This is a genomic window from Paenibacillus sp. JDR-2 (assembly GCF_000023585.1).
Taxonomy (GTDB): Bacteria; Bacillota; Bacilli; order Paenibacillales; family Paenibacillaceae; genus Pristimantibacillus.
Genome location: NC_012914.1, coordinates 5747534 through 5773205, shown reverse-complemented (window position 1 = coordinate 5773205; position 25672 = coordinate 5747534). Strand labels below are relative to the sequence as shown.

19 protein-coding genes are annotated in these 25672 nt (G+C 52.3%); 17 read left to right on the top strand and 2 right to left on the bottom strand.

Going from position 1 to position 25672, the window contains the following annotated elements; translation table 11 throughout:
- The first annotated feature begins 58 nt into the window (after positions 1–58).
- From PJDR2_RS25350 to PJDR2_RS25295, 12 genes are all read left to right on the top strand, one after another.
- Positions 59–1666 (top strand): ABC transporter substrate-binding protein, encoded by a 1608-nt coding sequence (locus PJDR2_RS25350; protein WP_015846590.1) that lies wholly within the window; start codon positions 59–61, stop codon positions 1664–1666.
- A 108-nt stretch (positions 1667–1774) separates the two neighbouring features.
- Positions 1775–6835, top strand: a complete 5061-nt coding sequence (locus tag PJDR2_RS25345; RefSeq protein WP_015846589.1) for a glycoside hydrolase family 66 protein — start codon at positions 1775–1777, stop codon at positions 6833–6835.
- A gap of 151 nt (positions 6836–6986) precedes the next feature.
- Positions 6987–7682, top strand: a complete 696-nt coding sequence (locus PJDR2_RS25340; RefSeq protein ID WP_015846588.1) for an SDR family oxidoreductase — start codon at positions 6987–6989, stop codon at positions 7680–7682.
- A gap of 171 nt (positions 7683–7853) precedes the next feature.
- Complete coding sequence (locus tag PJDR2_RS25335; RefSeq protein WP_015846587.1) at positions 7854–9005, top strand: GntR family transcriptional regulator; 1152 nt, start codon at positions 7854–7856, stop codon at positions 9003–9005.
- Positions 9006–9149: 144 nt separating this feature from the next.
- Positions 9150–9668, top strand: coding sequence for a CBO0543 family protein (locus PJDR2_RS25330; protein ID WP_015846586.1), 519 nt, complete (start codon positions 9150–9152; stop codon positions 9666–9668).
- A 192-nt stretch (positions 9669–9860) separates the two neighbouring features.
- Positions 9861–11156 carry a glycoside hydrolase family 125 protein gene (locus tag PJDR2_RS25325; RefSeq protein ID WP_015846585.1) on the top strand — a complete coding sequence of 432 codons (1296 nt, stop codon included), beginning with the start codon at positions 9861–9863 and terminating at the stop codon, positions 11154–11156.
- 86 nt (positions 11157–11242) lie between these two features.
- Complete coding sequence (locus PJDR2_RS25320) at positions 11243–12589, top strand: ABC transporter substrate-binding protein (RefSeq protein ID WP_015846584.1); 1347 nt, start codon at positions 11243–11245, stop codon at positions 12587–12589.
- 107 nt (positions 12590–12696) lie between these two features.
- The gene (locus PJDR2_RS25315) at positions 12697–13584 is read left to right on the top strand and encodes a carbohydrate ABC transporter permease (RefSeq protein ID WP_015846583.1); all 888 of its coding nucleotides are present in this window, start codon (positions 12697–12699) and stop codon (positions 13582–13584) included.
- Positions 13585–13671: 87 nt separating this feature from the next.
- The gene (locus tag PJDR2_RS25310) at positions 13672–14520 is read left to right on the top strand and encodes a carbohydrate ABC transporter permease (RefSeq protein WP_416202279.1); all 849 of its coding nucleotides are present in this window, start codon (positions 13672–13674) and stop codon (positions 14518–14520) included.
- 5 nt (positions 14521–14525) lie between these two features.
- A complete protein-coding gene (locus tag PJDR2_RS33635; protein WP_015846581.1) occupies positions 14526–15683 on the top strand; it encodes a glycoside hydrolase family 76 protein in 1158 nt (385 codons plus the stop codon).
- Positions 15684–15710: 27 nt separating this feature from the next.
- A complete protein-coding gene (locus PJDR2_RS33630) occupies positions 15711–16775 on the top strand; it encodes a glycoside hydrolase family 76 protein (protein ID WP_015846580.1) in 1065 nt (354 codons plus the stop codon).
- The gene (locus PJDR2_RS25295) at positions 16775–17833 is read left to right on the top strand and encodes a glycoside hydrolase family 76 protein (RefSeq protein ID WP_015846579.1); all 1059 of its coding nucleotides are present in this window, start codon (positions 16775–16777) and stop codon (positions 17831–17833) included. The genes PJDR2_RS33630 and PJDR2_RS25295 overlap by 1 nt, the downstream gene beginning before the upstream one ends.
- Here PJDR2_RS25295 and PJDR2_RS25290 read toward each other — a convergent pair.
- A complete protein-coding gene (locus tag PJDR2_RS25290) occupies positions 17826–18704 on the bottom strand; it encodes a helix-turn-helix transcriptional regulator (protein WP_015846578.1) in 879 nt (292 codons plus the stop codon). The genes PJDR2_RS25295 and PJDR2_RS25290 overlap by 8 nt on opposite strands.
- A gap of 177 nt (positions 18705–18881) precedes the next feature.
- On the opposite strand from PJDR2_RS25290, the gene PJDR2_RS25285 reads away from it, so the two are divergent.
- From PJDR2_RS25285 to PJDR2_RS25275, 4 genes are all read left to right on the top strand, one after another.
- On the top strand, positions 18882–20759 hold the full coding sequence (locus PJDR2_RS25285; RefSeq protein ID WP_015846577.1) for a beta-L-arabinofuranosidase domain-containing protein: 1878 nt from the start codon (positions 18882–18884) through the stop codon (positions 20757–20759).
- A 31-nt stretch (positions 20760–20790) separates the two neighbouring features.
- Positions 20791–21789 carry an aldose 1-epimerase gene (locus PJDR2_RS25280; protein ID WP_015846576.1) on the top strand — a complete coding sequence of 333 codons (999 nt, stop codon included), beginning with the start codon at positions 20791–20793 and terminating at the stop codon, positions 21787–21789.
- A gap of 392 nt (positions 21790–22181) precedes the next feature.
- Positions 22182–22334: a hypothetical protein gene (locus PJDR2_RS33295; RefSeq protein WP_015846575.1), complete on the top strand. Its 153-nt coding sequence runs from the start codon at positions 22182–22184 to the stop codon at positions 22332–22334.
- A gap of 22 nt (positions 22335–22356) precedes the next feature.
- On the top strand, positions 22357–22707 hold the full coding sequence (locus PJDR2_RS25275) for a hypothetical protein (RefSeq protein WP_015846574.1): 351 nt from the start codon (positions 22357–22359) through the stop codon (positions 22705–22707).
- A 50-nt stretch (positions 22708–22757) separates the two neighbouring features.
- On the opposite strand, the gene PJDR2_RS25270 is transcribed toward PJDR2_RS25275, so the two are convergent.
- Positions 22758–24938: a family 78 glycoside hydrolase catalytic domain gene (locus PJDR2_RS25270; protein ID WP_015846573.1), complete on the bottom strand. Its 2181-nt coding sequence runs from the start codon at positions 24936–24938 to the stop codon at positions 22758–22760.
- 146 nt (positions 24939–25084) lie between these two features.
- Between PJDR2_RS25270 and PJDR2_RS25265 the strand changes: the two genes are divergently transcribed.
- Positions 25085–25651 (top strand): hypothetical protein, encoded by a 567-nt coding sequence (locus PJDR2_RS25265; protein WP_015846572.1) that lies wholly within the window; start codon positions 25085–25087, stop codon positions 25649–25651.
- Positions 25652–25672: the final 21 nt, after the last annotated feature.

Here is a 25672-nt window from a genome sequence, read left to right as displayed (position 1 = left end):
ACACGCTTCGGTTTAGTATACAGAACTTAAGCTTGATCATTTTGGGGAGGTCACTTTAATGAAAAGGTTTAGACAAAGCTCGCTTGTTCTTCTTACGCTTATCCTTGCGATTGTGTTTGCCGCAACGGGATGCTCGTCGACGAACAAAACCTCAAACGGCAACAAGGAAGAGAGTACGGCTTCGAACTCGGCGAATACTTCGGCGGAACCCGCAAAGAACGCTGCGAAGGCGCTTGATCCTTACGAGGTCGTGATGGTGTACCCGGACGCGCCGCAAGCCGATCTGGCCAGCGTGCAGACCGCAATGAACGATTATTTGAAGCAAACGTACCCGGAATTAAATATGACGGTAAAGCTGAATCCGATTGACTGGGGCGCTTGGAACGACAAGACGAACCTTATGATGGCGTCCAACGAAAAGTTCGACCTGCTGTTCACGGCCGACTGGTTAGGCTATAACCAGCAGGTATTGAAGGGCGGATTGCTTCCGCTTGACGATCTGCTTGCCGAGTACGGTCCGGATATCGAGGCCGTAGAAAAGGATTACCACGAGCCCGCAAAACGCGGCGGCAAGCTGTACGGCATTCATACGCATCAGGAGCTGGGCGGCTCGCAAGGCGTCTATCTCGATAAAGCGCTGGTCGACAAATACAACATGGACTTATCCGCTCTGAAATCCGGCAAAGTAGAAGATCTGGAGCCATTGCTTCAAATCATTAAAGATAATGAGCCGGACGTAACGCCGCTGGCGGCGCCAAGCTTCCCGCTTGAAGCTTACTATTCGTCGGGCACGCTGGATACGATCTCGAGCGTAGCGGCGGTAAACACGTTAAATACGGATCCGAATAGCCTTGACGTCATTAATTCTTTTGAAACGCCTCGTTATAAGGAGCTTGCCGACTTGACCCACAAATGGTTCAAAGCGGGCTTTATCAATAAGGACGCTTTGACTCCGGGACTTGATGCGTGGAAGAAAATCCAGGCGGGCAAAGCTTTTGCCCTAGTAGGCGATATGGAGATTCTGGCTGACATGGAGATCGGCTCGGTAGCTAAAGCGCCTAACGCATCTATTAAAGCCGGCCATGAAATGATCCAAATCCCGTTAAACGTCGATAGACTGCAAACCGGCAAAATGACGGCAACGATGCAGGCCATCTCCAAAACGTCGAAGGACCCTGCCCGTGCCATGATGCTTTTAAACCTGTTCTTTAAGGATCAAAAGCTTCTGACGCTGTTCAACTTCGGCGTAGAGGGTAAGCATTACGTGCTGAAGAACGGCCAAATCGCGCTGCCTGACGGCAAAACGACAAATGACGCGGGCTTCTATCACGATATTATGTGGCAGATCGGCAACCAGATGCTGAACTACACCCGCGAAGGCGAAGACCCTAACAAATATCAGAACTACGAGAAGTTTAACGAGATGGTCTCGAGCCGTCCGGCCCGCACGTTTGGCTTTATCTTTGATCCGGAACCGGTGAAGAACGAGATTATCGCCATCGACAATGCCAACAAAGCTTTTGTTGACGGACTGAAGTCCGGCCAGCTGGATCCGGAAGAAAATCTGCCGAAGCTGCTGGCGAAGCAAAAAGCGGCAGGCGTGGATAAAGTCATCGCGGAAGCGCAAAAGCAGCTTGACGCATGGCGCTCGGCTAACGGCAAATAAGCAGTAACACGAAGGGTATAATCCAAAGCGGTTATACCCTTCTTATGTAGAACGGCAGACACGTATAGGAGATTAATCGGCGATATGATTTCATTTTAGGAGGATACGATGAACAAGCTGAATAAAACCTTGCTGCAGTCGCTTGCAGCTATAGTTGCCTTGCAAGGCGCGGTGCCGGTATTCGAAGCGGCAGCCGGTGAACATACGGCGAAGGCTTATGCCGAAACGACAAGCAGTGAACAGCGCCAATTCTTGAAAGCGATTACTTCGCTGACGGTGGATAAGGCCCGCTATACGCCCGGCGAAGAGGCGACGCTGACTTTCGCATTGAAGGACGACAGCTCCTGGAGCGGCGAGCTCAATGTGGAAATTTATCAGTTGAACAAGCTTGTGGCCAAAGGCGCGAAGGCCGTTACCGTCCTGCAGGGGCAGGGAGAGCTGCAGGTAAAGTGGAAGCCGCCGGCGGAGGATTATACGGGCTATTTGGTGAAGGCTTGGGTAAAAGGAGCGGCTGACGATGATTTTGCAACCGCTGCCATTGATGTATCCAGCGACTGGAAGAAGTACCCGAGGTACGGCTATGTCGGGGAGTTTCCGAAGGAAACGGCGGAGCAAAGCGATGCGAAGCTGAAGCAGCTGTCCCAGGACTACTATTTGAACGGCTATCAGTTCTACGACTGGATGTGGCGGCACGATGTATCGGTCTATTCCAAAACAGACAGCAGCGGCAAGCCGCTTACCGACGAGAACGGAAATTTCATAACGGAAACGATGGATGCGGATACGCATTACACGGATTTGCTCGGGCGCGAATTATTTCCGATGTCGGTGAAGCAGCAGGTGGCAGCCGCGCAGAAATACGGCTCTGCCGCGATGGCTTACGAGATGAACTATGCCGCGAGGGAGAATTACGAGGATTTTGGCGTCAGCCCGTTATGGGGGCTGTACAACAAGTCGGCGCAGTTCCCGCTTGATCCGGGCAACCCGCAGAAGGACCAGAACGGATTTACGTTTGACGTGAACGGCCATCCGACGTCGCTGTTCCTGCAGGATCCGGGCAATACGGAGTGGCAGGCTTTTATTACGAAGGAGTTTAACCGGGCGGTAAACGATTTTGGTTTTGACGGCATTCATCTGGATCAATGGGGAGCGAACGATAACGACTTTTTGTATGATTACAACGGCAACAAGCGTTATTATTCGCTTGATTACGGCAAGCTGATTAACGCGGTCAAGGATTCGCTGACCGTCAATAATCCGAATAACAACGATGTGACCTTCAATATGGTCGGCGGCAATGCGGAATACAGCGCGGTGCCGAACCCAGCCACCAAGACGGACTTTGATTACAGCGAAATCTGGCAGGACCGGAATCAATACCGCGATCTTCAGAAGGTGGTGGAGGATACGCGTGCCGCAAACGGCGGTAAAGCGATGGTTATTGCCGGCTACATGAACTATAAGCAGGCGACCGGCGTAACAACCCGAGGAACGGAAGCGGAGGATGTTCCGGCCACCGTCGATTACCAGTCCCGGATAACGAAGGCTTACGGATGGGTTGGCAACTTCGGACGCAAGGATACCGACGCGGTGACTTTTACCGTAACCGTTCCGGAAGCAGGGAATTACAATCTTGTCCTGAATTACGGACAAGGCAACGGGACCGTTGGACCGGAAGGCAAGCTGACCGTAAACGGCGAGGTTGCGGAAGGCGTTATTCCTTTCTCGGTCAATACGGGCTGGGGCCATCCAACCGCGCAATATACGGTGCCGGCGGAGCTTAAAGCCGGTGAAAACACGGTTAAATTGACGCTTAATACGAACAACCTGTGGCTTAACCTGGCCAGCCTGGACGTGGTGGGGAGCGGAGTGAACGACCGTTACGAAGCGGTGGACGCCAAGCTGGATACGGCTATCGTCGATCAGTACGGCAACGTCTACTATTTTGATACAAAAGGCGATTATTTGAAGTTCCACGTCCGCGTGCCGGAAGCGGGCGATTATCCGCTTGGCTTCAGCTACGCGTCGGATTGGCAGACGGTAAGCCGTGACCTGGTCGTTAACGATCAGCCGCAGGGCAGTCTTGCTTTCCCGGGCAACGGCACTTGGGATAAGTTTGTTGCGCATAGCGGAATGGCGACCGTTCACCTGGAGGCCGGCGACAATACGGTTATGCTGAAGGCGCCTACGGATGATTTGGGCATCAAGCTGCGGTATATGAGTGTCGGGGACAAAAAGTACGGGGCGTTATATGCCGATATCCCGCAGACGAACAGCGTTTCCTACAACGAGAGCAAGACGGATAATTTCGGCCAGCAAGGCCAGACGGTTACTTACGAGGTGAATCTGTCAGAAGCCGTCGATCAGATTACGGTGCTGTACCATGGCGATAACAGTCCAACGATGTCCGTGCTGGTAGACGGCGAGCCTGCGGAGAACGCGCAAGAGGTGTTGTTCCCGAAAACGCCGGGCGGCTGGGGCGGCGCGATGCAGCGGAAGGAGCTGGAGGCAGCGGTTCCGGCCGGCCATCATACGATTACGCTCCGAATGGAATCCAGCGGCCAATATACGAATGTCGGCGGGCTGCTGGCCGGCGGTTACGAATACAGCACGGGAAGCGCGGTAACGGGCGGCGGCGTCATTCCGGTGGTTGGCTATGCCTCGGATTTTAACAACGAGAACGACCGGCTTGCGTTCAACGTAAACGCGGAGGAAGCGGGAAGCTATGATCTGCATTGGCTCTACCGGAATAACGGGACGGACGTTTTGCCGCTAAGCCGCTCGGTTTATATCGGGGACGGAGAAGAGCAGACGGTAAGCTTCGCGCCTACGGCAAGCGACGAATGGGGCAATGCCGTGTTAAGCGGGGTACAGCTTCAGAAGGGCGCAAACCGGGTAGTGATCAAGATGCTTGAAGGAACCGACAGCGGCATCCAGCTGGATAAGCTGAAGGTTATTCCCACTGGAGGCGGCAGTCTCGCGGAACGCTCCTACGAAGCGGAAAGCTTGAATACGGAAACGCCGTTCTCGTTATACAAAGACACGGTAATGAATTTCAGCGAAGTCGGGCAGCAGGTTGCTTATCCTGTCACGATTCCGCAGTCCGGAGAGCAAAGCCTGATCTTTACGTATTCAAACCCGGGGGCTTTTACGACCCGTTCCGTCTACATTGATGGCTTACGAGCCAAGGATGCAAACGGAAACGCTCTGAAGCTGGGATTATCGGGGACGGACAACAAAGACAGTTACAGCGGCGACGGGTATGTAATTATCCCGCATATGACGGCCGGGCAGCACACGGTAACGCTTAAGATGGAAGAGGACGATGAGCCGGGTATGATCCAGCTGCGCGGCGTAACGGCCGGATATTTTGACGAATCTTCCGTACGGTTGATGGATGCGGCGCTGGCTTCCATGGGGGCTACCCATATCGAGCTGGGCACGGCTGAGAAGCTCGGGGAGGGGCCAAACATGCTGGCCCACGAATATTACCCGAACCGCAGCAAGAAGATGACGGAAAGCACAAAGGAAGCGATGAAGGATTATTATAAGTTTTTCGCGGCTTACGAGAACCTGCTCTTCGACAGCAAGGCTGATTCTGCCGCTTCAATCGGCGTTAAGACCGCAGGAGGACAGGCACTGGCGTTGAGCAAGCACGGCTCGGAAAACACGCTCTGGTATACCGTCCGCAAGAATGCTTCAAACGAAGGTTACGAAAATTACGATATTATCCATCTTGTTAATTTGCTCAATAACGACTCCGACTGGAGAAATGCGGCGAACGAGCCGGAGAAGCAAAGCGATTTGAAGGTTGATTATGCGGTTGGCGTCACCAAGCAGGAAGCCGCGAGGCTGAAGGTATTTGCGGCCACCCCTGACCGTGGGGAAGGCGCTATGACCGAGCTGACTTATAACTGGAACGGCGATCATATTACGATTGATGTTCCGTCAGTAGATTATTGGACGATGCTTGTCGTAGACCGCGATCCGAAGCAAGGGCAGGTGCAGCAGCTTGAACTAAACGGCAGTGCGGGTTCAGGCGGGGGCACGGCGGTTATACCGCCGTCTGACGGCAGTCGTACCGTAAACGAACAGGATGTGAAGAACGCGGCAAACGGCCAAGTGGCCATTGCGTTGGATAAAGGAACGGACCGCGTTCAGCTGCCTATTTCGCTTATCGGCAGCCTCGGTACTAACAAGCTTGTGCTTCAGGCAAGCGGCGGCCCTGCGCTGCAGTGGAAGCCGGAAACGCTGAAGAAGCTTGCAGGTTCGGCGCCGGCCGGAGCCTATCTGGAGTTTGCGCTTAGGCCGCTGTCGTCCACCGCAACGCCTGCCGTTCCGGCAGTGATGAAGCTGAAGGGTACAGTTTATTCGCTTGAGCTGAATTTGAAGGCGAAGGACGGAACGCTGCTGACATCCGTTCAGTCTGATCTTCAGGCCGGACTCGAGGTAGAAGTGCCAGCCCCCAAGCTGAATGGCAAGCTGCTTGGTTTGTATGTCTATGACCGCGAGAATAGTCGGTGGAAGTATGCGGGCGGCAAATACAAGGCTTCAAATGGAAGCTGTGCAGCTGATTTGAATTCCGCAGGGACCTTTGCCGTATTTGAATACGAGAAGAGTTATATGGATGTAGGAAGCTCGAGCTGGTTCTACGAAGCCGTTGCTTCGCTGTCGGCGAAGCATGTCGTTAACGGCGTGACGGAGGAGCAGTTTGCTCCGGAACGGAAGGGAACCCGGGCGGAAGTCATGGCTATGATTGTTCGGGCGCTTAATCTGACCGGAAACGCTGCATCCTCTGCGGCCGGATTTAAGGATGTTCCGGCAGGCGCCTGGTATGGGGCGGAATTAGCCGCCGCTTATGAAGCAGGGCTCATTCAAGGAGATTCGTCCGGGCGCTTTAATCCGAACGCTCCGATCAGCCGTCAGGAGCTGGCGGTCATGCTGCTGAGAGCCTATAAGCTTGCAGGCGGCGAATTATCGGAGGCGGGAGCCGGCAAGACGTTGTATGCCGATGAGGCTCTAATTGCCGCATGGGCGAAAACGGCGATTGCCGAAGCCGGCGCAGCCGGCCTGATGCAGGGGGACGGCAACGGGCAATTTGCTCCGGGACGTCACGGCACGCGCGCGGAAATCGCGCAAGCGATCGATAATTTGCTTGAAAAGATCTAGTCAGGATACCTGCCAAGGCTGAGCAGTACTATCTGTTCAGCCTTTTTAAATAGGATAGAACTCCTTATATTATCAAAGGATCTGCTAAGGTATGTTTACATATGTTTATGCTATAGTTAAAAGAATGGAAGATTAAGGAGGGGTTATCACTATGAACATTCTTATTACGGGGTCCAATAGAGGTCTGGGTTACGAAATCGCTGCCGAAGCGTTGGAGCGCGGGCATCATGTTCTTGCTGGCGTGCGCGATACCGCCGCGCAAGGCAAGCTTGCCGAACTTGTCAAGCAATACGGCGGGCAGTTGGAGCTGGTGGAGCTGGATGTTACGGACGAGGCGGGAGTCGCCGCGTTAGCGGGGAAATTGCAGCAGCAAGGAAAAGCCATTGGCGCAATCGTCAATAATGCCGCCATTCTCGTAGAACGCAATACCCCGATCGAAGAGCTGAATATCGAGGAAGTCGCTAAAACTTTCGATATTAATCTGTTTGGGCCAATGCGGGTCGCAAAGCATTTTCTTCCGCTAGTAACGGAAAAACAAGGAACCATTATCAATATTTCCTCCGAAGCGGGCAGCATCTCGAATGCTTATCCGGGAGATTACCCGTACGGCATCTCGAAGACGGCGCTGAATATGTTCACGCAGCAGCTCCTGTCCGCCGTGAAGGAGCGGGGCATTCAAGTGCTTAGCGTTCATCCGGGCTGGATGAAGACGGACATGGGCGGGGAGAACGCGCCTACCGATCCGCGCCAAAGCGCGAGGGGCATTCTGGATATGATCGAAGGTCAGCTCGTGCCGCAGGGCAAGTTCAATTTTGTGGATTATACGGGCAAGGAAATGCCGATCTAGTAACTTATGCGTTTAGGTTGAGAAAGCCTGACTCCTGACCGGGAGCGCAGGCTTTTTGTGTTGTCGTTATTCTGTAGTTGATATGTCAATTCAGCTTGGCAAATAACATATATCATGATATATTGTTATATAATAAACACTTGTCAGAGGGAAGACGGGGGAACGAACAGGATGAACGAATCATCGAAACCGATGTATGAACGGATTTTCGAAGCACTCCGCGAAGACATTATAGAGAAGAAATATATACCGGGCGACCGGGTTCCTTCGGAGAAGGAGCTGGGCGACGAATACAATGTCAGCCGGATTACGAGCAAGAAGGCACTGGAGCTTCTGGCTAATGAAGGCTATATTATCCGGCAGCCGGGACGCGGCTCCTTCGTATCGGATCAGCCTGCGCCACAGCCGAAGCAGCCGGCAGCGGCAGGTGCGATAGCCCAGAAAGCGCGCAAGGAAGACGGCAAGCTGCTGATTGGTCTCGTGATTACCGACTTTGCGGACAGCTACGGCAACGGACTGATTTACGGCATGGAGGAAGCATCCCGCCATCATAACTGCTACCTGGTTCTCCGGCGCACGTTTGGCATGCCTGCCCTCGAAGAGGAGGCGATCAAAGGTCTGCTTGAGCTTGGCGTGGACGGACTTATTATTTTCCCGGCACAGGGCGAATACTTCAATGCCGAAATCTTGAAGCTGGTCATTAATCAGTTCCCGTTCGTGCTTGTCGACCGCCATTTGAAGGGCATTTCGGCCAGCTCCATTGCCACGGACAATGTAGGCGCCGCCAAGGACGGGACTAACCATCTGTTTGAGCTTGGACACAAATCGATCGCCTTTTTGACGCCTCCGCCAGTGGATACAACCGCCATTGAGGAACGGATTGAAGGGTTTATTCAAGCCCATGCGGAGAAAGGGATCGTTGTTGACCGGGAGGTCTGGATGGAGAATATTACGTCTACGCTTCCGAAGCATAATACGGAGGAGAACAAGCAGGAGGATATTCAAAAGATTATCAGCCATCTGAACAAGCATCCTCAGATTACGGCATTGTTCGCAACCGAATACAACATCGGCCAGATCGCCTTCCAAGCGGTGCAGCAAATGGGCAAGTCCGTGCCTAGGGACTATTCGATTATCTGCTTTGACTGCCCGGAGACCAATGGACGTTATCCGTTCACGCATCTGAGCCAGAATCAGCATGAGATGGGGCGAGTTGCTTTCGAGAACGTGCTCAAGCTGTGGGCCGGGCAATCCGTACCGAATAAAATTCTGCTGGATGCTTCGCTTGTTGTCAGCGACTCGACAGGTCCAGCCCAATCATAAGTTTTGGCGTACAAAAAAGCCTCCTTTGCGGAGGTTTTTTTATTTGTCCTTTTTCATGGCGGACAAGGAATAACAAAACAAGGTTAGAGCACAATATTTTCCAAGAGCTAATCTGAGCTCGACCTTTAAAGAGGGGCAATTTATGTGCATTTGATTCTGGGGGTAATTACCGTGCTTGCAGCATGGAGGTACGGGGATTGGCGGCATTGGCAAAGGTATCATCACACCATGATGTTTATTGTCATTGGCAACCTGCTCTATAACTTTTTGACGGCGGGCCATTTCCTATGGAAGCTGAAGCCGGACTTTTTTCCTAACCATAGCTTGACCGAAATGCTGTACACCTTTGTTGTGTTTCCCGCGACGGCGTTAATGTTCATCTCGAATTACCCAGACCGTTCCGGCAAAATCATCGGTCACTACTTAAGGTACATCGGGGTTTACGTAGGGGTGGAGTGGTTCTTTATGCTTACGGACCGAATCATCTACCAGTACGGATGGAGTTTCTATTGGTCTATCTTTTTTGACTTCACTATGTTCCCTTTGCTGTGGATCTTTCACAGGAGACCGCTCGTCGCCTACGGAATCACGTTTCTGTTATGTCTGTTCTATATCTGGTATTTCAAGATCCCGGTTAATGTTCCCGTTGAACAAAGAAATTAATTGCTATGAAGAGCCTCCAGTCTGGAGGCTCTTTTCTTTTGCGTCGCAAGTCCCGGTTGATTAGTATAAAGGTTGGTATAACCTTTCGAAAAAATACATATTGACATACCATATACATGCCAATATAATAGCAATATCAAATGAAAGCGTTTTATAAAAAGCGTTCAAAGGAAACAAGGAGGCACAAAACTGATGACGCAATCGACAGAAATTCCCGCATCCTTAACGCGACTAGTGGAGCGTATCAAGGAAAAGACAGCGGATCATCCGAATTGGGCGGCGATATTCGAGAAGGCCATTCACAATACGCTGCAAACGACGATCCAGCGCCTGCCTGACGGCACGACATTTGTTATAACAGGTGATATACCAGCTATGTGGCTTCGCGATTCCGCTGCGCAGCTTCGTCCGTTCCTGGTGCTGGCGTCCGAGGATGCCGAGCTGGCCGATCTGATTGAAGGTCTAGTCCGGAGGCAAATGGATTCGATCCTGCTTGATCCTTACGCGAATGCCTTCAACAACGGGCCAACCGGCAAAGGACATCAGGATGATCTGACGGAGATGGGACCATCCATCTGGGAACGCAAATACGAGATCGATTCGCTTTGCTACCCGCTGCAGCTCAGCTACCTGCTCTGGAAGAATACAGGCAGAACCTCGCAATTTGGCGACACCTTCCGCCAAGCCGCGGATGCGATACTGAATCTCTGGACAACGGAGCAGCAGCATGAGAGCGTATCGCCTTACCGCTTCCAGCGCTTCAATTGCGCGCCGACGGATACGCTGCTGCGCGAGGGCAAAGGCACGGAGACCGCGTATACCGGCATGACATGGAGCGGCTTCCGCCCAAGCGATGATGCTTGTACATACGGTTACCTGGTGCCGGCTAACATGTTTGCGGTTGTCGTTCTTGGTTATCTGAAGGAAATTGCGGAGGAAGTGCTTGGCGATCAGGAGCTTGCGGCAAGAGCGGCTAAGCTTGGAGGGGAGCTTCATCAAGGCATCCAAACCTACGCGGTTACCGATCATCCGGAATTTGGAAAAATTTATGCATATGAAACCGACGGGCTAGGCAATTACAATTTTATGGATGACGCAAACGTACCAAGCCTTCTGTCGATTCCGTATCTCGGCTATACCTCGCAGGAGGATCCGATTTACCGCAATACGCGCGACTTTGTGCTAAGCAGCAGCAATCCGTATTACTTCGAAGGCGAAGCGGCAGCCGGAATCGGCAGTCCGCATACCCCGGACCGTTACATCTGGCACATCGCGCTGGCGATGCAGGGCCTGACAACGGATGACCGTGCCGAGAAGGAAAGACTGCTCGGCCTGATGGAAGCCACAACGGCGGGAACCGGCTTTATGCACGAGGGGTTCCATGCGGACGATCCGTATCAGTTCAGCCGTCCATGGTTCTCGTGGGCCAACATGATGTTCAGCGAGCTTCTGCTTGATTATTGCGGGATACGAGTACAAACGAAATAACAGCGGTTTCATGGAGGCTTTGCTTATCGGCGGCTTTCTTCGAAATAAATAGTGTAGTGGGTTACTAAAAAAGGGAGGCATGAAAAGTGAAAAAATGGATCACGATGATCGCCTTGGTCACGGTAGTAGCAACAGCAGCCGGCTGCGCAAAAACAACGACAAGCAGCAACGGCAACAGCTCGGAGAGCAGCAATGCGAATGCAAGCAGCAACGGGCAGACGGATAACGCTTCAAGCAATTCCGGCGGCGGCAAAGCCGTAGAACTGACATTCTGGGGCGACTGGGCCGGCGACGGACAGAAGCAGTTCCAGACGATGGTTGATGCTTTCAACAAATCGCAAGACAAAATTCATGTCAAGTATGTGCTTCAGCAGGATCTGATTACGAAGTTCCTGACAGCTGCTACATCCGGCGGCGCACCTGACGTGCTGCTCTGGGACAGATGGCGGACTCCGCTGTACGCGCCGAAAAACGTGCTTCACCCAATCGATGATTTCATGACGAAAGACGGCTTGAACAAGGATGATTTCTACGGCGAAGCGCTGAAGGAATTGTCTAATAGCGACAAGCTGTACGGCCTTCCTTTAACCGTTGATGCCCGCGCACTATTCTATAACAAAAAACTTTTGACCGACGCAGGCGTAACGCAGCCTCCTACAACTTGGGATGAGCTCGAGCAGGCGGCAATCAAGACGACCAAATGGAACGGAAGCAAGCTTGAAGTAGCAGGCTTCTCGCTTGCCGATAACGGACTTTTTAATATGTATCTTCAACAAGCAGGCGGCTCGATGCTGACCGACGACGGCAAGAAAACAAACTTCAACAACGAAAAAGGCTTGTCCGTGCTTGAGTTCTGGGACCGCATGCTGAACCAGGACAAAGTGTATAAGGTCGGCTTCGAGCAAGGCCTTGGCGAAGGAACCGACGCTTTCGCAACCGGCAAGGTCGCAATGACTTACAACGGTCCATGGATGCTGAGCACGTATAAGAAATACGGCAAGGACCTGGACTTCGGGGTTGTGCCTCCTCCGGCTGGACCTAACGGAGACAAAGGCGGCGTGATGGGCGGCTTTGGCCTTGTTATTCCGGAAGCCTCGAAAAATCAGGAAGCGGCATGGGAGTTCATCAAGTGGTGGACGGCGAACAAGGACAACGCGCTTCTGTGGGCGAAAACAAGCTTGAACATTCCTGGCTACAAGCCGGCGCTTGACGATCCGTTCTTCAAGGAAGATCCGCTCTGGCAGCCATTCCTCGATACGCTCGAATTCGCGAAGACTCGTCCGGCTCACCCCGGCTACTCCGTCATGGAGACCGAAGCGCTTATTCCGAACCTGGAGCTGTACCAGCAGAAGAAGCAAAACGCGGAGGATACGCTCAAGAAAGCGCAGCAGCGGGGCGACCAGCAGCTCGCGGACAACGAAGACGTGAAATAATTAAGGGACTCCCGGTGGAACGGACCGGATGATAAAGGGAGGGAGACCTCCCTTTATCTATTCCGGCCGGCCAAACGGGATTCACTACGAAGGAGGGAGGAGTGCTGATGTCTTCAATGGGCAAGCTGAATCAGCATCAGGCCCGCATGGCCTACCTGTTTATTACCCCAACGATGCTGCTGTTTTTCGCTTTTACCATTATTCCTGTCGTCATGGCGCTCTACTTAAGCTTTACGAACTACGATGTGGTCAGCCGGATGGAATTCGTTAAGCTCGACAACTACAAGAAGCTGTTTGAGGATGATCTGTTCTGGACGACGTTCAAGAACGTATTCTTCTATTCCGTTATTTTCGTACCGCTGAACATCATCATTTCCTTGTTGCTTGCCATGCTTCTGAACTTCAAGCGGTTCGGCGTCAAGCTGTTCCGTACGTTGAATTATCTTCCGACATTAACCTCCGCCGTTGCGGCGTCCACGGTCTGGATCTGGCTGCTCCATCCGGAGTTCGGCCTCGTGAACAACCTGCTCAGCTACGTGGGCATCACCGGTCCGGCTTGGCTCGCTCAGACCGAGACGGCGATGTTCTCCATTATTATGGTGACGTTATGGCAGTCGGTCGGCTCCAATATGATCATTTATATCGCCGGCCTGCAAGGCGTGCCGGATTACTTGTACGAATCCGCCAAGCTGGATGGAGCAACCGCTTTTGCGCGGTTCCGTTATATTACTTGGCCGCAGCTTCGCCCAACAACCTTCCTTGTCAGCACGATGGCGATTATCGGGGCGCTGCAGCTGTTCGACCAGGCCTTTGTCTTGACGCAGGGCGGTCCGGGCAACGTGACCAAAACTCCGGTCTATCTCATTTATAATCAGGGCTTCAACCAGCTCAAGATGGGTTATGCTTCTGCCCAGGCGTTTGTGCTGGCTGTGGCGATTCTAATCTTCTCTTTCGTTAACATGCGCATTAATAAATCCGAGGAACCGATCGTGTAAGGAGGCCAGCAAATGGCACAGCCTATTGTCAAATCTATTGCGGTACGCGCACCCAAGCCGCCTTCTTATACTCTCAAAAGGGTTTTGATGGGCGTCCTGTTCTACGCGGTTGCGATAGCTATAGCGGCAGCAATGTTCTTGCCGTTTTTCTGGAGTCTGATTACTTCGTTTAAACCAAGCAACGAGATCTTCTCGGTGCCGATCAAGTGGATTCCGTCCAAGCTTACGTTAGAGCATTACCGGTCGGCGTTTACGACCGTACCGTTCGCGGGATATTTCGCAAACTCCTTTATCCTGGCCGCAGCGGGCGTATTATGCAACCTGTTCTTTGGGTCTATCAGCGGCTACGCCTTTGCCAAGCTGAACTTCAAGCTGAATAAACCGCTGTTCCGCATCCTGCTGGCGGCGATGATGATTCCGGGTATCGTGACGATGATTCCAAGCTTCTATGTATTGAAGCATTTCCCGCTGATTGGCGGCAATGACATCCTTGGAGCCGGAGGCAACGGCTTCCTGAACTCCTTCTGGGGGATTATTCTGCCGGGCGCATCCGGTTCGTTCGCGGTCTTCTTCATGCGGCAGTTCTTCTTGACGCTGCCTTCCGACATGATGGAGATGGCGCGGATCGAAGGCGCCGGCGAGTTCCGCATCTTCTGGAATATTTACCTGCCGCTGACGAAGCCGGCGCTTGCAACCCTTTCGATCTTTACCTTCCAGGCGGGCTGGAACAGCTTCCTATGGCCGATGATCATCTTGAATGATCCGGCGAAAGCAACGATACAGATGGGACTGCAGGCGTTCTCGTTCAACCATCAGACCGATTTCGGTCCCATGATGGCCGGCGCGCTTATTGCAATCCTGCCGATTCTCGTCTTGTTCCTTCTGCTCCAGAAGTATTTCGTACAGGGCATTGCCTTTACGGGAACGAAAGGCTGATCGAATTGAATCGTAACAAACGATATTTATGGCTGGCCGGCGCTGCGGCAGTTATCCTCATAGCGTTGGTCTGGTCATTGGTCTGGAAGGATAAAACGGCAACGACCTCCGTCATTTGGCAGGAGCGGGCGGAAGAAGCGCAGCTTGAACTGACGAAGTCTTTTTGGGACGACAAGCGTAGGCTCTACAACAATGCCGCACCGTGCATTGCTCAGCTATGCACCGATCCGTTTAACTATTGGTGGCTGGCGCATGCGGTGGATGTGCTGGTCGACGGCTACGAGCGTAATGGCGACGAGAGGTACGCGGAGCAAATCGCCAAGCTGCATCAAGGTCTGCTCGATCGCAATGCCGGCGTGATGATCAACGATTATTACGATGATATGGAATGGATGGCGCTGGCCTGGCTGAGAGCTTACGATGCCACCAAGGACGAGAAGTATAAGCAGGCAACGCTTGAACTGTGGGAAGAGATTAAAGGCGGCTGGAACGAGGAGATGGGCGGCGGCATCGCTTGGCGCAAGGAGCAGACCGATTACAAGAATACGCCGGCGAATGCTCCTGCTGCTATTTTGGCGGCACGAGTGTACGGACATTTTCATGATGAGGAAGATCTAGCCTGGGCGAAAAAGATTTACGATTGGCAAAAAGAGACGCTTGTGGATCCGGATACCGGTCTCGTATGGGACGGAATCAACCGGACGGGCGACGGCAATATCGACAAGGAATGGAGATTTACGTATGGCCAGGGCGTGTTTATCGGGGCCGGCGTTGAACTATTCCGGGCAACGGAGGATAAGGCTTATCTGGAAGATGCACGCCGTACGGCGGCTAATCTGAAGGAAGCGTTCCTGTCTCCGGCAACCGGCATGCTTCCATCGGAAGGCGACGGTGACGGGGGCTTATTCAAGGGGGTATTAATCCGCTATTTGGGAGAACTCATTGCCGCTGATCCGGATGGACCGGAACGTAAAGAATGGATTGGCATGCTTAAGACGAATGCCGATAGCTTATGGCAATACGGCAAAGCGGATGACAAGGCGGTATTCAGCAATTCATGGGCCGAAGCACCGGATGCGATCGTGCAGTTAAGCACGGAATTAAGCGGAATGATGCTGCTCGAGCAGATGGCCGTATTGGAGAAAAACGGACAATTACAGTAGGCAGAGGATACGGGGAGAGTGAGAGCAATGGTGTGGGCAGCAAAAGCGGAAGAAGCGCAGCAGGCATTGGAGCAGCTGTATTGGAACCCTTCGATTAACATGTACGATATCGAAATTCCGTGCCCGGACGGCGCTTGCAATACGATTTTTCATTACTGGTGGATGGCGCATGCCGTAGATGCATTGGCGGATGGACTGAACCGGACGGGAAGCGACTTCTACCGGGAGCGGCTGGCGGCCTTTTATGAAGGCATCTTGAACCGCAACAGCGGCGAATGGCCCAATGAACTCTACGACGACATGGAATGGATGGCCATCGCTTGGCTGCGCGCTTATCAGGCGACAGGCGTAGAGAAATACAAAGGTGCGGCTCTTCTCTTGTGGGAGGATATCCAGACCGGCTGGAACGAGCATGCGGGCGGCGGAATCGCTTGGCAGAAGCCGCAGCTGGATTACAAGAATACCCCTGCTAACGCCCCTGCCGTTATTTTGGCGGCAAGATTGTACCAGGCGTTCGGCCGTGAAGAGGATCTCGCTTGGGCTCATAAAATCTTCAATTGGCTAAAAGCAAGCCTTGTTGATCCGGAGACCGGCTTTGTCTGGGACGGCATGAACCGGACCGGTGACGGCTCGATTGATAAGGACTGGAAATTTACTTACTGCCAAGGCGTCTACATTGGCGCAGCGGTAGAGCTGTACCGGATTACGGGCGACTCGGCTTATTTGCGGGACGCGGAACGTACGGCCAAGGCAGCGGCTGCCGAGCTGCTTCAGGGCGGTTTATGGCCGGATGAAGGCGATGGAGACGGCGGCTTGTTCAAAGGCATTCTGATCCGCTATCTGGGCGAGCTTGCTTCCCTATCGGATGAGCGGCCCGAGTTGTCGGCGCTGCTGGAGCAGCAGGGCCAGGCATTGTGGACGCGTGGTTCCGATCCGGCGCGTAAGGTGTTCAGTACTTTCTGGAGCGTTCAGCCGGAAGAGCGCGTTACCTTAAGCACGCAGCTTAGCGGCATTATGCTGCTGGAGCAGCTGGCCGTGCTGGAGAAGCGTGGTCTGACAAGCACGGCGTTAACCGAGGAGGTACAATCCTGATGGCGACACAAGGGAAATGGGCAGAACGCGCGGCAATCGCGCAGGAGGATTTTCGCCGTCTGTTCTGGAATGAAGAGCGCGGCGTGATGGATCAGGTGGTGCCTTGCAACGGCACTTGCAATGACCATTGGATTTATTGGTGGCATGCGCATGTGGTAGACGTATTGGTAGATTCCCTGGAACGCACAAAGTCGGAAGAGGACGAAGTGCTGCTGGAGCGGGCATTCCGCGGGGCAAAGAAGTGGAACGGCGATACGCTGCTTCATAACTATTACGACGATATGGAATGGATGGCGCTTGGGCTGCTCAGAGCTTATCGTGCGACAGGGAAGTCCTTTTACAAGGAAGGCGCTCTTGAGCTGTGGGAAGATATCAAGACGGCGTGGAACGATCATATGGGCGGCGGCATGGCCTGGAAGAAGGATCAGCTGGACTACAAAAACACGCCTGCGAATGCCCCGGCCTCCATTCTGGCTGCGCGCATCTATCGGATGGACCGCCGTGAAGAAGACTTGGAATGGGCGAAGCGGATCTATCAATTCAACAAGGAACGGCTTGTGGATCCGGAGACCGGCTTTGTCTGGGACGGCATGAACCGGCTTGGCGACGGCCAGATCGATTACGATTGGAAGTATACGTATTGCCAGGGCGTCTTTATCGGAGCGGGCATTGAACTGTACAACTGCACGGGGGATGAAAGCTATCTCGTTGATGCGCAGCGAACCGCGGGGGCAACCGTCCAGGAACTGGTCGATCCGGAGACGGGCATGCTGCCGCGCGAGGGGAACGACGACTGCGGCCTGTTCAAAGGCATTCTGATCCGTTATCTGGTTAACCTCATCCGTATTCAGCCTGATTTGTCGCTGCCATGGGTCAATCTGATCCGGCATAACGCGGGCTCCTTGTGGGAGAAGGGTCGCTCGGAAGCCGGCTTGTTCAGCTTATCCTGGGCAGGAGAGCCGGAGCCGGAAGTTCAACTGAGCGGCCAGCTTAGCGGCGTGATGCTTCTTGAGGCAATGGCTGAGCTGGAGAGAGACGGCTTCCTCGCGCCTAGGTAGAAGCAGGCGGCTTGCTCTGACGGTACAGCATCCGGAACTGCTTTGGCGTCTTGCCGGTTCGCTTGTGAAAGCAGCGGACGAAATACGGGAAGGAGCCAAAGCCGGTATCCTCCGCAATAGTGCCGACAGGCTCGTTGGTGTGAATAAGCAGCCGTTTGGCTTGTTCGATCCGGTATTGGGTGACATAGTCAAGCGGCGTGCAGCCAAACGTTCTTTTCATGCACAAGGCGATATAGTTGGCGTGAAAATGCAGCTCCTCAGCCATCCGCTTGTAACTCAGCGGGTCGCGGTAATGCTTGCGCAAATAGAGGGCGGCATCCTCGGCCAGCTGCAGATGGGAGCTTTGCGTTGTCTCTTCTTTGCTGTCTTCCTGAAGCTTAAGAAGAATCGCGTGAAACAGCTGCTGCTCCTGCCAGCGGGAATTTCCGGCCGGATTCTCATACAGTTGAAGAAGCTCGCGGAATTGCTCTTCTCCTCTCCCGAGGCTTTGTACCGGGCCGGAGCGCGGCAAATAAAAGGAGAAGTATTCGATAGGCGGATAAAGAGGCTCTTGCTCAGGCGGCAAGGGCTCTTTGTCGTAAGGCTCGGGATGCCACTGTCCGGTCGTCTGGAAATGCAGCCAGTAGAAATGGGTCTCTTCCCTGCAAGGGATAACGGTGTGATGCTCCAAGTCCGGACGCAAAATGCCGAAATTACCGGCTGGCAGGGTGAGCTCGTTCTCCCCCTCTGCCAGATACAGACATCCTCTGGTTACAAGCAGGAGATCAAATACGCCGATGCTGCTGCGGTCGGGATGTTTTCTGCCGATCTGGTACGTATCTTCTCCGATTTGAACAAAATGGGGCATAGGCGGACATTCAAAATGAAACATTATTAGCTCCTCCATTTGAACAGGAATGAATCCAGTATAAGTAAACACGGGAGACTCGTAAACATCCGCCTGCTTCTATTAGGTTGTAATCGGATAAATAGTGGTTGCGATTGTCTATCCAGCTCGAGGCCGGTCTAATGGTATATTCGAAGCAGATGAATGGGAGGGAGCTTAATCATGAAGAGTATCTTTGAGGCTCTGCCGCTTGGCAGCATTCAAGCGGAGGGGTGGCTGTACAACCAGCTTCGGATTCAAGCAGACGGATTAACGGGACATCTGGAGGAGCATTGGGCGGACGTTGGCCCGGATAACGGATGGATTGGCGGCAACGGCGAAAGCTGGGAGCGTGGTCCTTATTATTTGGACGGATTGCTGCCGCTAGCTTATATTTTGAACGATGAGACATTGATTGCGAAGGCAAACCGCTGGGTGGAGTGGGCGCTGAACAGCCAGCAGGAGAGCGGCATGTTTGGGCCGGCACGAATCGAGACGGTGAATAATGACGTGAGCAAGGAGCAGGATTGGTGGCATTACATGATCATGCTCAAGGTCTTTACGCAATATGAGGAAGCGACCGGCGATGCGCGGGTTATTCCGTTCCTGACGAAATTCGCGGATTACGTGGCCGGGAAGATTGAGGACCAGCCGCTGCAGGGATGGGCTAAAGCGCGCGGTGCGGAGCTGCTGCTCTGCCTCATCTGGCTGTATAAGCGCACCGGGAAAGAAGAGCTGCTGAAGCTGGCTTCCATCGTGAAGGAGCAGACAACGGACTGGACCGATATCTTTTATGATTTTCCGTTCTGGCGGAAGGTTGAGCAGTGGGATTGGAGAACGCATGTCGTTAATGTGGCGATGGGACTCAAGACGCCGGGCGTGCTCTACGAGCTGACCGAGGACAGCCATGAACTGGAGGCGGTGTACCGCGGAATCGAAAGCCTGATGACTTATCACGGGCAGGCGCATGGCATGTTCTCCGGCGACGAATGGCTGTCGGGCACGCATCCAAGCCAAGGCGTGGAATTATGCGCGGTGGTTGAATATATGTTTACGCTGGAGCAGCTGACCCGGATTTTCGGAGACGGCAAGTTTGCCGACGTATTGGAAAAGGTAGCCTTTAACGCTTTGCCTGCCGCTATTTCGGCGGATTGGACTTCTCATCAATACGATCAGCAAGTCAATCAGATTATTTGCAACGTAGCCCCGCGCGCCTGGAGCAACGGTCCTTATGCCAACGTCTTTGGTTTGGAGCCGAATTTCGGCTGCTGCACGGCCAACATGCACCAGGGCTGGCCTAAGCTGGTTTCCCATTTGTGGATGAAGGATAATGGGGGCGGGTTAGCTGCCGTTTCTTATGCCCCTTGTCTTATCCGCACGGATGTCGCGGGCGGCGTGAAAGCCGAGCTTCGGGTATCCGGGGAGTATCCGTTCCGGGAGCGGGTAAAAGTAGAGCTTCAGCTGGAGCATCCAGCCAGCTTTGCGGTACGGCTGCGAATTCCGGGCTGGTGCGAAGCGCCGGTCATTACGGTAAATGGTACCGCCGCTTCGCTTGAGATCAAGCAAGGCTATGCGGCCATTAACCGTGAATGGCAGACCGGAGACCGCATTGAGCTGACGCTGCCGATGGAGCCGAAGACGGTATCCCGCAATCTGTATGCCGTAAGCGTAGAACGCGGACCGCTTGTTTATGCCCTTCCCGTGGAAGAGAGCTGGCAGCTGCTGCGCAAGCGCGAACGATTCCATGACTACGAGCTGTATCCGGCTTCCCCTTGGAAGTACGGCCTGCTTGCGGATAGCACGTTTAAGGCGGTTACGAGCAGCGAAGAAATTCCGTACCAGCCGTTCCTGGCCGTAGAGTCTCCTGTTAAGCTCGCCGTATTGGGCCAGCTGGTGCCGGATTGGCGAATGGAAGGCAATAATGCAGGAACTCCGCCAATCGCGCCGAATACAGATGATCAGCCGGTCACCGAGCTTATGCTTGTTCCGTATGGCGGAGCAAAGCTTCGAATTGGAGAATTCCCGTTAATCGGCGAACGAAAGACATCAAGAACACGATAATAAGGAAACTAACAGACGAGGTGTAAGAAGAATGACGGTAAATCAAGCAAACGAAGGATTATTTCACGGCGAACGCGCGATTTGGCTGCGATTTGGACCGTACGAGGCTGCTCTTCTTCCTGAGATCGGCGGCAACCTGATTGCTTTTCGCGATGTAGAAAAGGAATACCGTTTCCTGCATGAACCAACGCCCGAGGAGATGGAGAGCTTCAAGGCAAGACCGATGATCCACGGCATTCCCGTACTGTTCCCGCCGAACCGCTATGAGGACGGCAAATTCCCTTGGGAGGGGAAAGTTCATCAATTTGATGTAAACGAACCGGCAACGGGCAACCATCTGCATGGTTTCCTCTATCAAACGCCGTGGCAAGTAGAAGACTTCGGCACAACAAAGACGGAAAGCTATGTGGTTGTATCGGTTCAGGTGGATGAGAACCATCCTTCCTATGCCAGCTTCCCGTTCAACTATACGATCCGCCTCCGTTACTCGTTAAGCGAGAATGGTCTGCTGCAGCAGGTGACGGTCCGCAATGACGGAGAAGAGGTAATGCCTTGCCTGCTCGCTTTCCATACCTCGGTGAACGCACCGTTTGTGCCGGGCGGACAAGCTCAGGATTACCGCATCCATATGACGCTTGGCGAGCGTTGGGAGCTGAATGAGCGGATGCTGCCAACGGGGCAGTATCAGCCTCTGAAGGAAGAAGAGCAGCTTATGCGCGACAGCGGCGTATATCCGTTCTTCGAAGCGATGGATAACCACTATACGGCTCGTCCTCAGAACGGACGCAACCTGATGGAGCTTACCGATACGAAGGCTGGCATTAAGCTTGTCTATGATGTAGGCACCTCCTACAAGCAGTGGATGATCTGGAATAACAATGCGACGGAGGGTTTCTTCTGCCCAGAGCCGCAGATTAATCTGGTGAACGCGCCTAATGTGGATCTGCCTGCCGATGAAATCGGGCTCCTTAGCCTGGCTGCGGGAGAGATTTTCGAGGAATCCAGCCGGCTGTATGTTATAAAAGGCTAATAGCGTAAGCGCGAGGGGCTGCCTCTCGTCATCTTCGGATGATGAGGGGCAGCTTTATTTGCGTGCGCGTGACTGGTTGCTTGCTTAATCTCCTGATCCGCCTAGCCGCTAACGAAACTACATAACGCTATTCGCTTCAAAACGAGGACTTTGTAATTGTAAAGAAACTACATATCGTTATTGTCTGATTGGAGGTATCATTTGACCCGTCAAAGTGCCAAATAGTGATATACAGTTTCGTTAAAACTGGCGAGAGGTTGTTTTCCGCGTTCTAACGCTCTGTAGTTTCGTTAGCGGGGCAGAGCGCAACTTCAGACGTCTTCCCGCGTTAACATTTAGTGGAAACAGGATGATATATACAACAATCCGCGATCGACAGTGGAGGGGATGTTATGGGGATTTTCCTTATCATTGCGTTTGTCATTATGCTGCTGGCCGTGCTCAATATAGACGGGAAAATAAAGAAGCATTTGGAGAATCAGAAGCTTATAATCAAGAAGCTTGATCTTCTGCTCCATGCTCAAACCAATAAAGACTCCGAATAAAAGGGGGAGCGCATATTTCGGTATGAAAATGATGTGGTGCTGGAGATGCAGACAAGAAGTTCCGATGCTTGATGAAAAAGAATACCGGCGCATCAATAAAATCTATAAAAAATGTTTTGACCGTGTGCGAAAATATAGAATGTCGGGAAGCAGTGTTTGGATAGACAGTCATAGTCCTATTAACGAATCCTTTAAGCTCGTGGCGAGAGAGTACGAGAAGATGACCGGTTATAAAGATATGCATCACAATGCCATCATGCACCATAGAATCTCCATGTACGGGGAACCCTGCCCCAAATGCGGTAAGCCGTTGCGCACGCCGCAAGCAAAAATGTGTGTTGCATGCGGAAAGAGGGTTCATCCAACGGGCTAGTACCAAAGAACATGCAGCCGATCGTTACTCCGATGGGCTGCATGTTTAGGTTAGTTTACAAGCCTCGCGCCAGGAGGAACGTCTATTGCCAATTTACCGTCAGCATAGTCCACTGTGACCTCCCCGACAGCCGTCCGGAATCTCAACTGAAAATCCTTCATCCCCTCGGGAATAGAAGGGGTAAACTTGATGGCTGTCCAGCCAGGCTCCAAGGGTGAAATCCCGATAATATCTTCGATAAGAACAGGGATAGGGGCGCTTGCCCAGCCATGACATAAGCTCGTATTCCATTTCTGCTCTTTCCCCCAGGCCTCAAAGCAAGAGGTTGCCCCTTCACGAACCATATTCGCCCACGACCGTTCATCCTCGCCTGTTATCAGATCGTAGACTAATCTGTTCCGGCCATGCCTGGCAAGTGCCTTCAAAAGGAAATAGGACATGTATACGCCGCAGCTCATTCTTTTCTGCATGATCAAATCAACTATGGAGTCGATCGCATCAGCCGGTGCAATGTCGAACAGAAGCGGGAAAATATTCGCATGCAGAGAAGTGTGGCTCGACTCGGCTGCGTCCGCGAACAGCATTTTATCCGCGCGGTAGAAGGAGGCCATAAAGGTTTGCTTGAGGCGAGGCAACTCATCCTTATAGGCTATTTTCAAAATATCGCGTATTTCTTGAACGGCTTGAATACTTCCGTAATACAGCGCATTGATAACATTATGGCATCCGTCGCCTACAGGCCGGGTCAGAGGAAAGTCATATCCGTCCCGCAGATTGTCCGGCCAGTCAACCAGGTTCCATTTGTCTTTGACGTTCTCGAGGAGGCCATCCTCCCGGCTGTACCTTTTGAAGTACGTTACTATTCCTTCCGCCACCGGATGCATCTTCGCGAGAAATTCCATGTCAGCGCTATGCCGATAATAGTTTAATAGCTGCATCGGCCATTGCAACGAGAAATCGGCAATCTCCTGCATGTAATGGCCCGGCGCAACAGCGAGCAGCCCCGGACACGCTTGCGCGGATAAAGCAAAATCATGGATCGCTTTTTTGAAAAGGCGAAGGTCACCGCTAATATACATATGAGTATGGCCCATTACCGTGTTATCGCCCAGATATTGGCCTTTCTCCCGGGAAGGGCAGTCGACGAAGTTTTCCTGCGCGCATAATTGGACGCCAAGCTTGCAGATCTCCCAGATTTGCTGCAGCAGCGGATCTTCGGATTTGAATTGGCAGGCTGTATCGTCTAATGGATAGTGGCGGACAATTGCGGCAAAGCTGTCGGGATAAAGGGCATCGGGAGGACCGATAACTTCGATATACCGAAAGGCTTTGTACTCGAATTGCTCAAGCGTGTCTTCTCGCCCCGATAACGTCCATGTTTCTATGTATCTGCAGTTGCAGCGCATGTCAAATTTTACGGATTGTCCGTCCGGTTCCAGCTCCTCGCCATAACGAAGCTCGATTGCTTGACCTGCTTCTCCTAACGCCTTTAACTCGAATTGCCCTGTAAGCTCATGTCCAAAATCAATCAGGTAATGACCCTCGGCCAGCTGGTGTACGAAAGAGGGCGCTTTTCGGTAAACGCTGACAGATGGCGTAGCTTGCGGGAATAACAGATAGTCAGCATAGCGTTTCTCTGCGGCATATTCCCATTTCTGATCCGGAAATTCTGGTGTCTGCCATCCAGCAATTTGAAATCTTTGATCGATATTTTCTAAAAACTGCGTATCATATCCGGTCATATCGGAGGATACGAACTGGCCAGCGCGATGAAATCTCCATGTATTGTCGGTAGAGAGAAGCAGATTACGGCCATCATATAATTCCGCTATAACGCCCATACGTAAGTCTCCGCTGTTATAAGCCCGATTCAGTAACCCTTGATAATAGACATGAATCGCTATCGTATTGTGGCCGGAATCGAGATATTCGGATACATCCCACTCGTTATATTTATAGTGGAAGTGGTAGCTTTGGGCTGGCCCTTGTCCAACGAAGATGCCGTTGACGTACAGCTTGTAATAATCATCGGCGGATATGTTAAGTAACGCCTGTCTGGGCTGATGATTCAGAATAAAGCTTTTACGGAAATAAACATGTCGGTTCATCAGATGCTGAGGATGGGAATACTCTCCATCGGTAAAAGCGGCATCTTCCTTGTGCAGCATGGAAATAGGGTGGAGATCCGCAAATTCGGAATCCGTAATCCAGCTTGCCTGCCAGTTGCTCATTGGGTCACCTCTACACGGCTTGATGATTTAGCAATACATTCAAACGAGTATGAATGACTTTACTATATGTAAAGCGGAGTAGGGGCACAATAGACATTTTTCCGGAAGTGAACACGATTCCGAATATAATTGGAGGGATAGATGGAATGATATTCGATCATATAACCCACTATTACAATTCCGTGCCTTTTAGAAGCTTATCTGCGCTATCATGGGAGGAAGCTTTAAAAGTCATGGAGGAAATGTGCGATGATACTCCGTTTTTCGAAAGATTCAAGGAACCCGTTCAGTATTGGGAAAACCGGATAGAAACTGAAAACTGGTTGAGGAAAAGCTTTATCCAAAAGGGCGGAAAACCAAAGGATAAAATTCCTATTTACTCTGTGCTTGGCACGGCAGTCTGGATAGAGGATTATTCATCAGCCAATGGTTTAGCCGTCGAGAAGATTCGAATTCCTCTATCCGCATTCGAAGAAAGTGATATCAGCTTTACTTTTCCGGACAGCATGGTTTCTTTTTGGATAGCAAGAGACAAACCGGAAGCTTACTATCATCCCGATTATCATGGGCATGTCTTTACGTTAACGGAAATAAAGAGTCTGATGACAAGCGAGTTAATGAATAAAATCGAATTCATGCACCCCGAGGGTACAATACCCTATGTCGAGGCGCAAATTTGGAATAAGGATCTTGTGAAAAATTACAAAACGTAAGTCGATATCCTCACGCGAGTG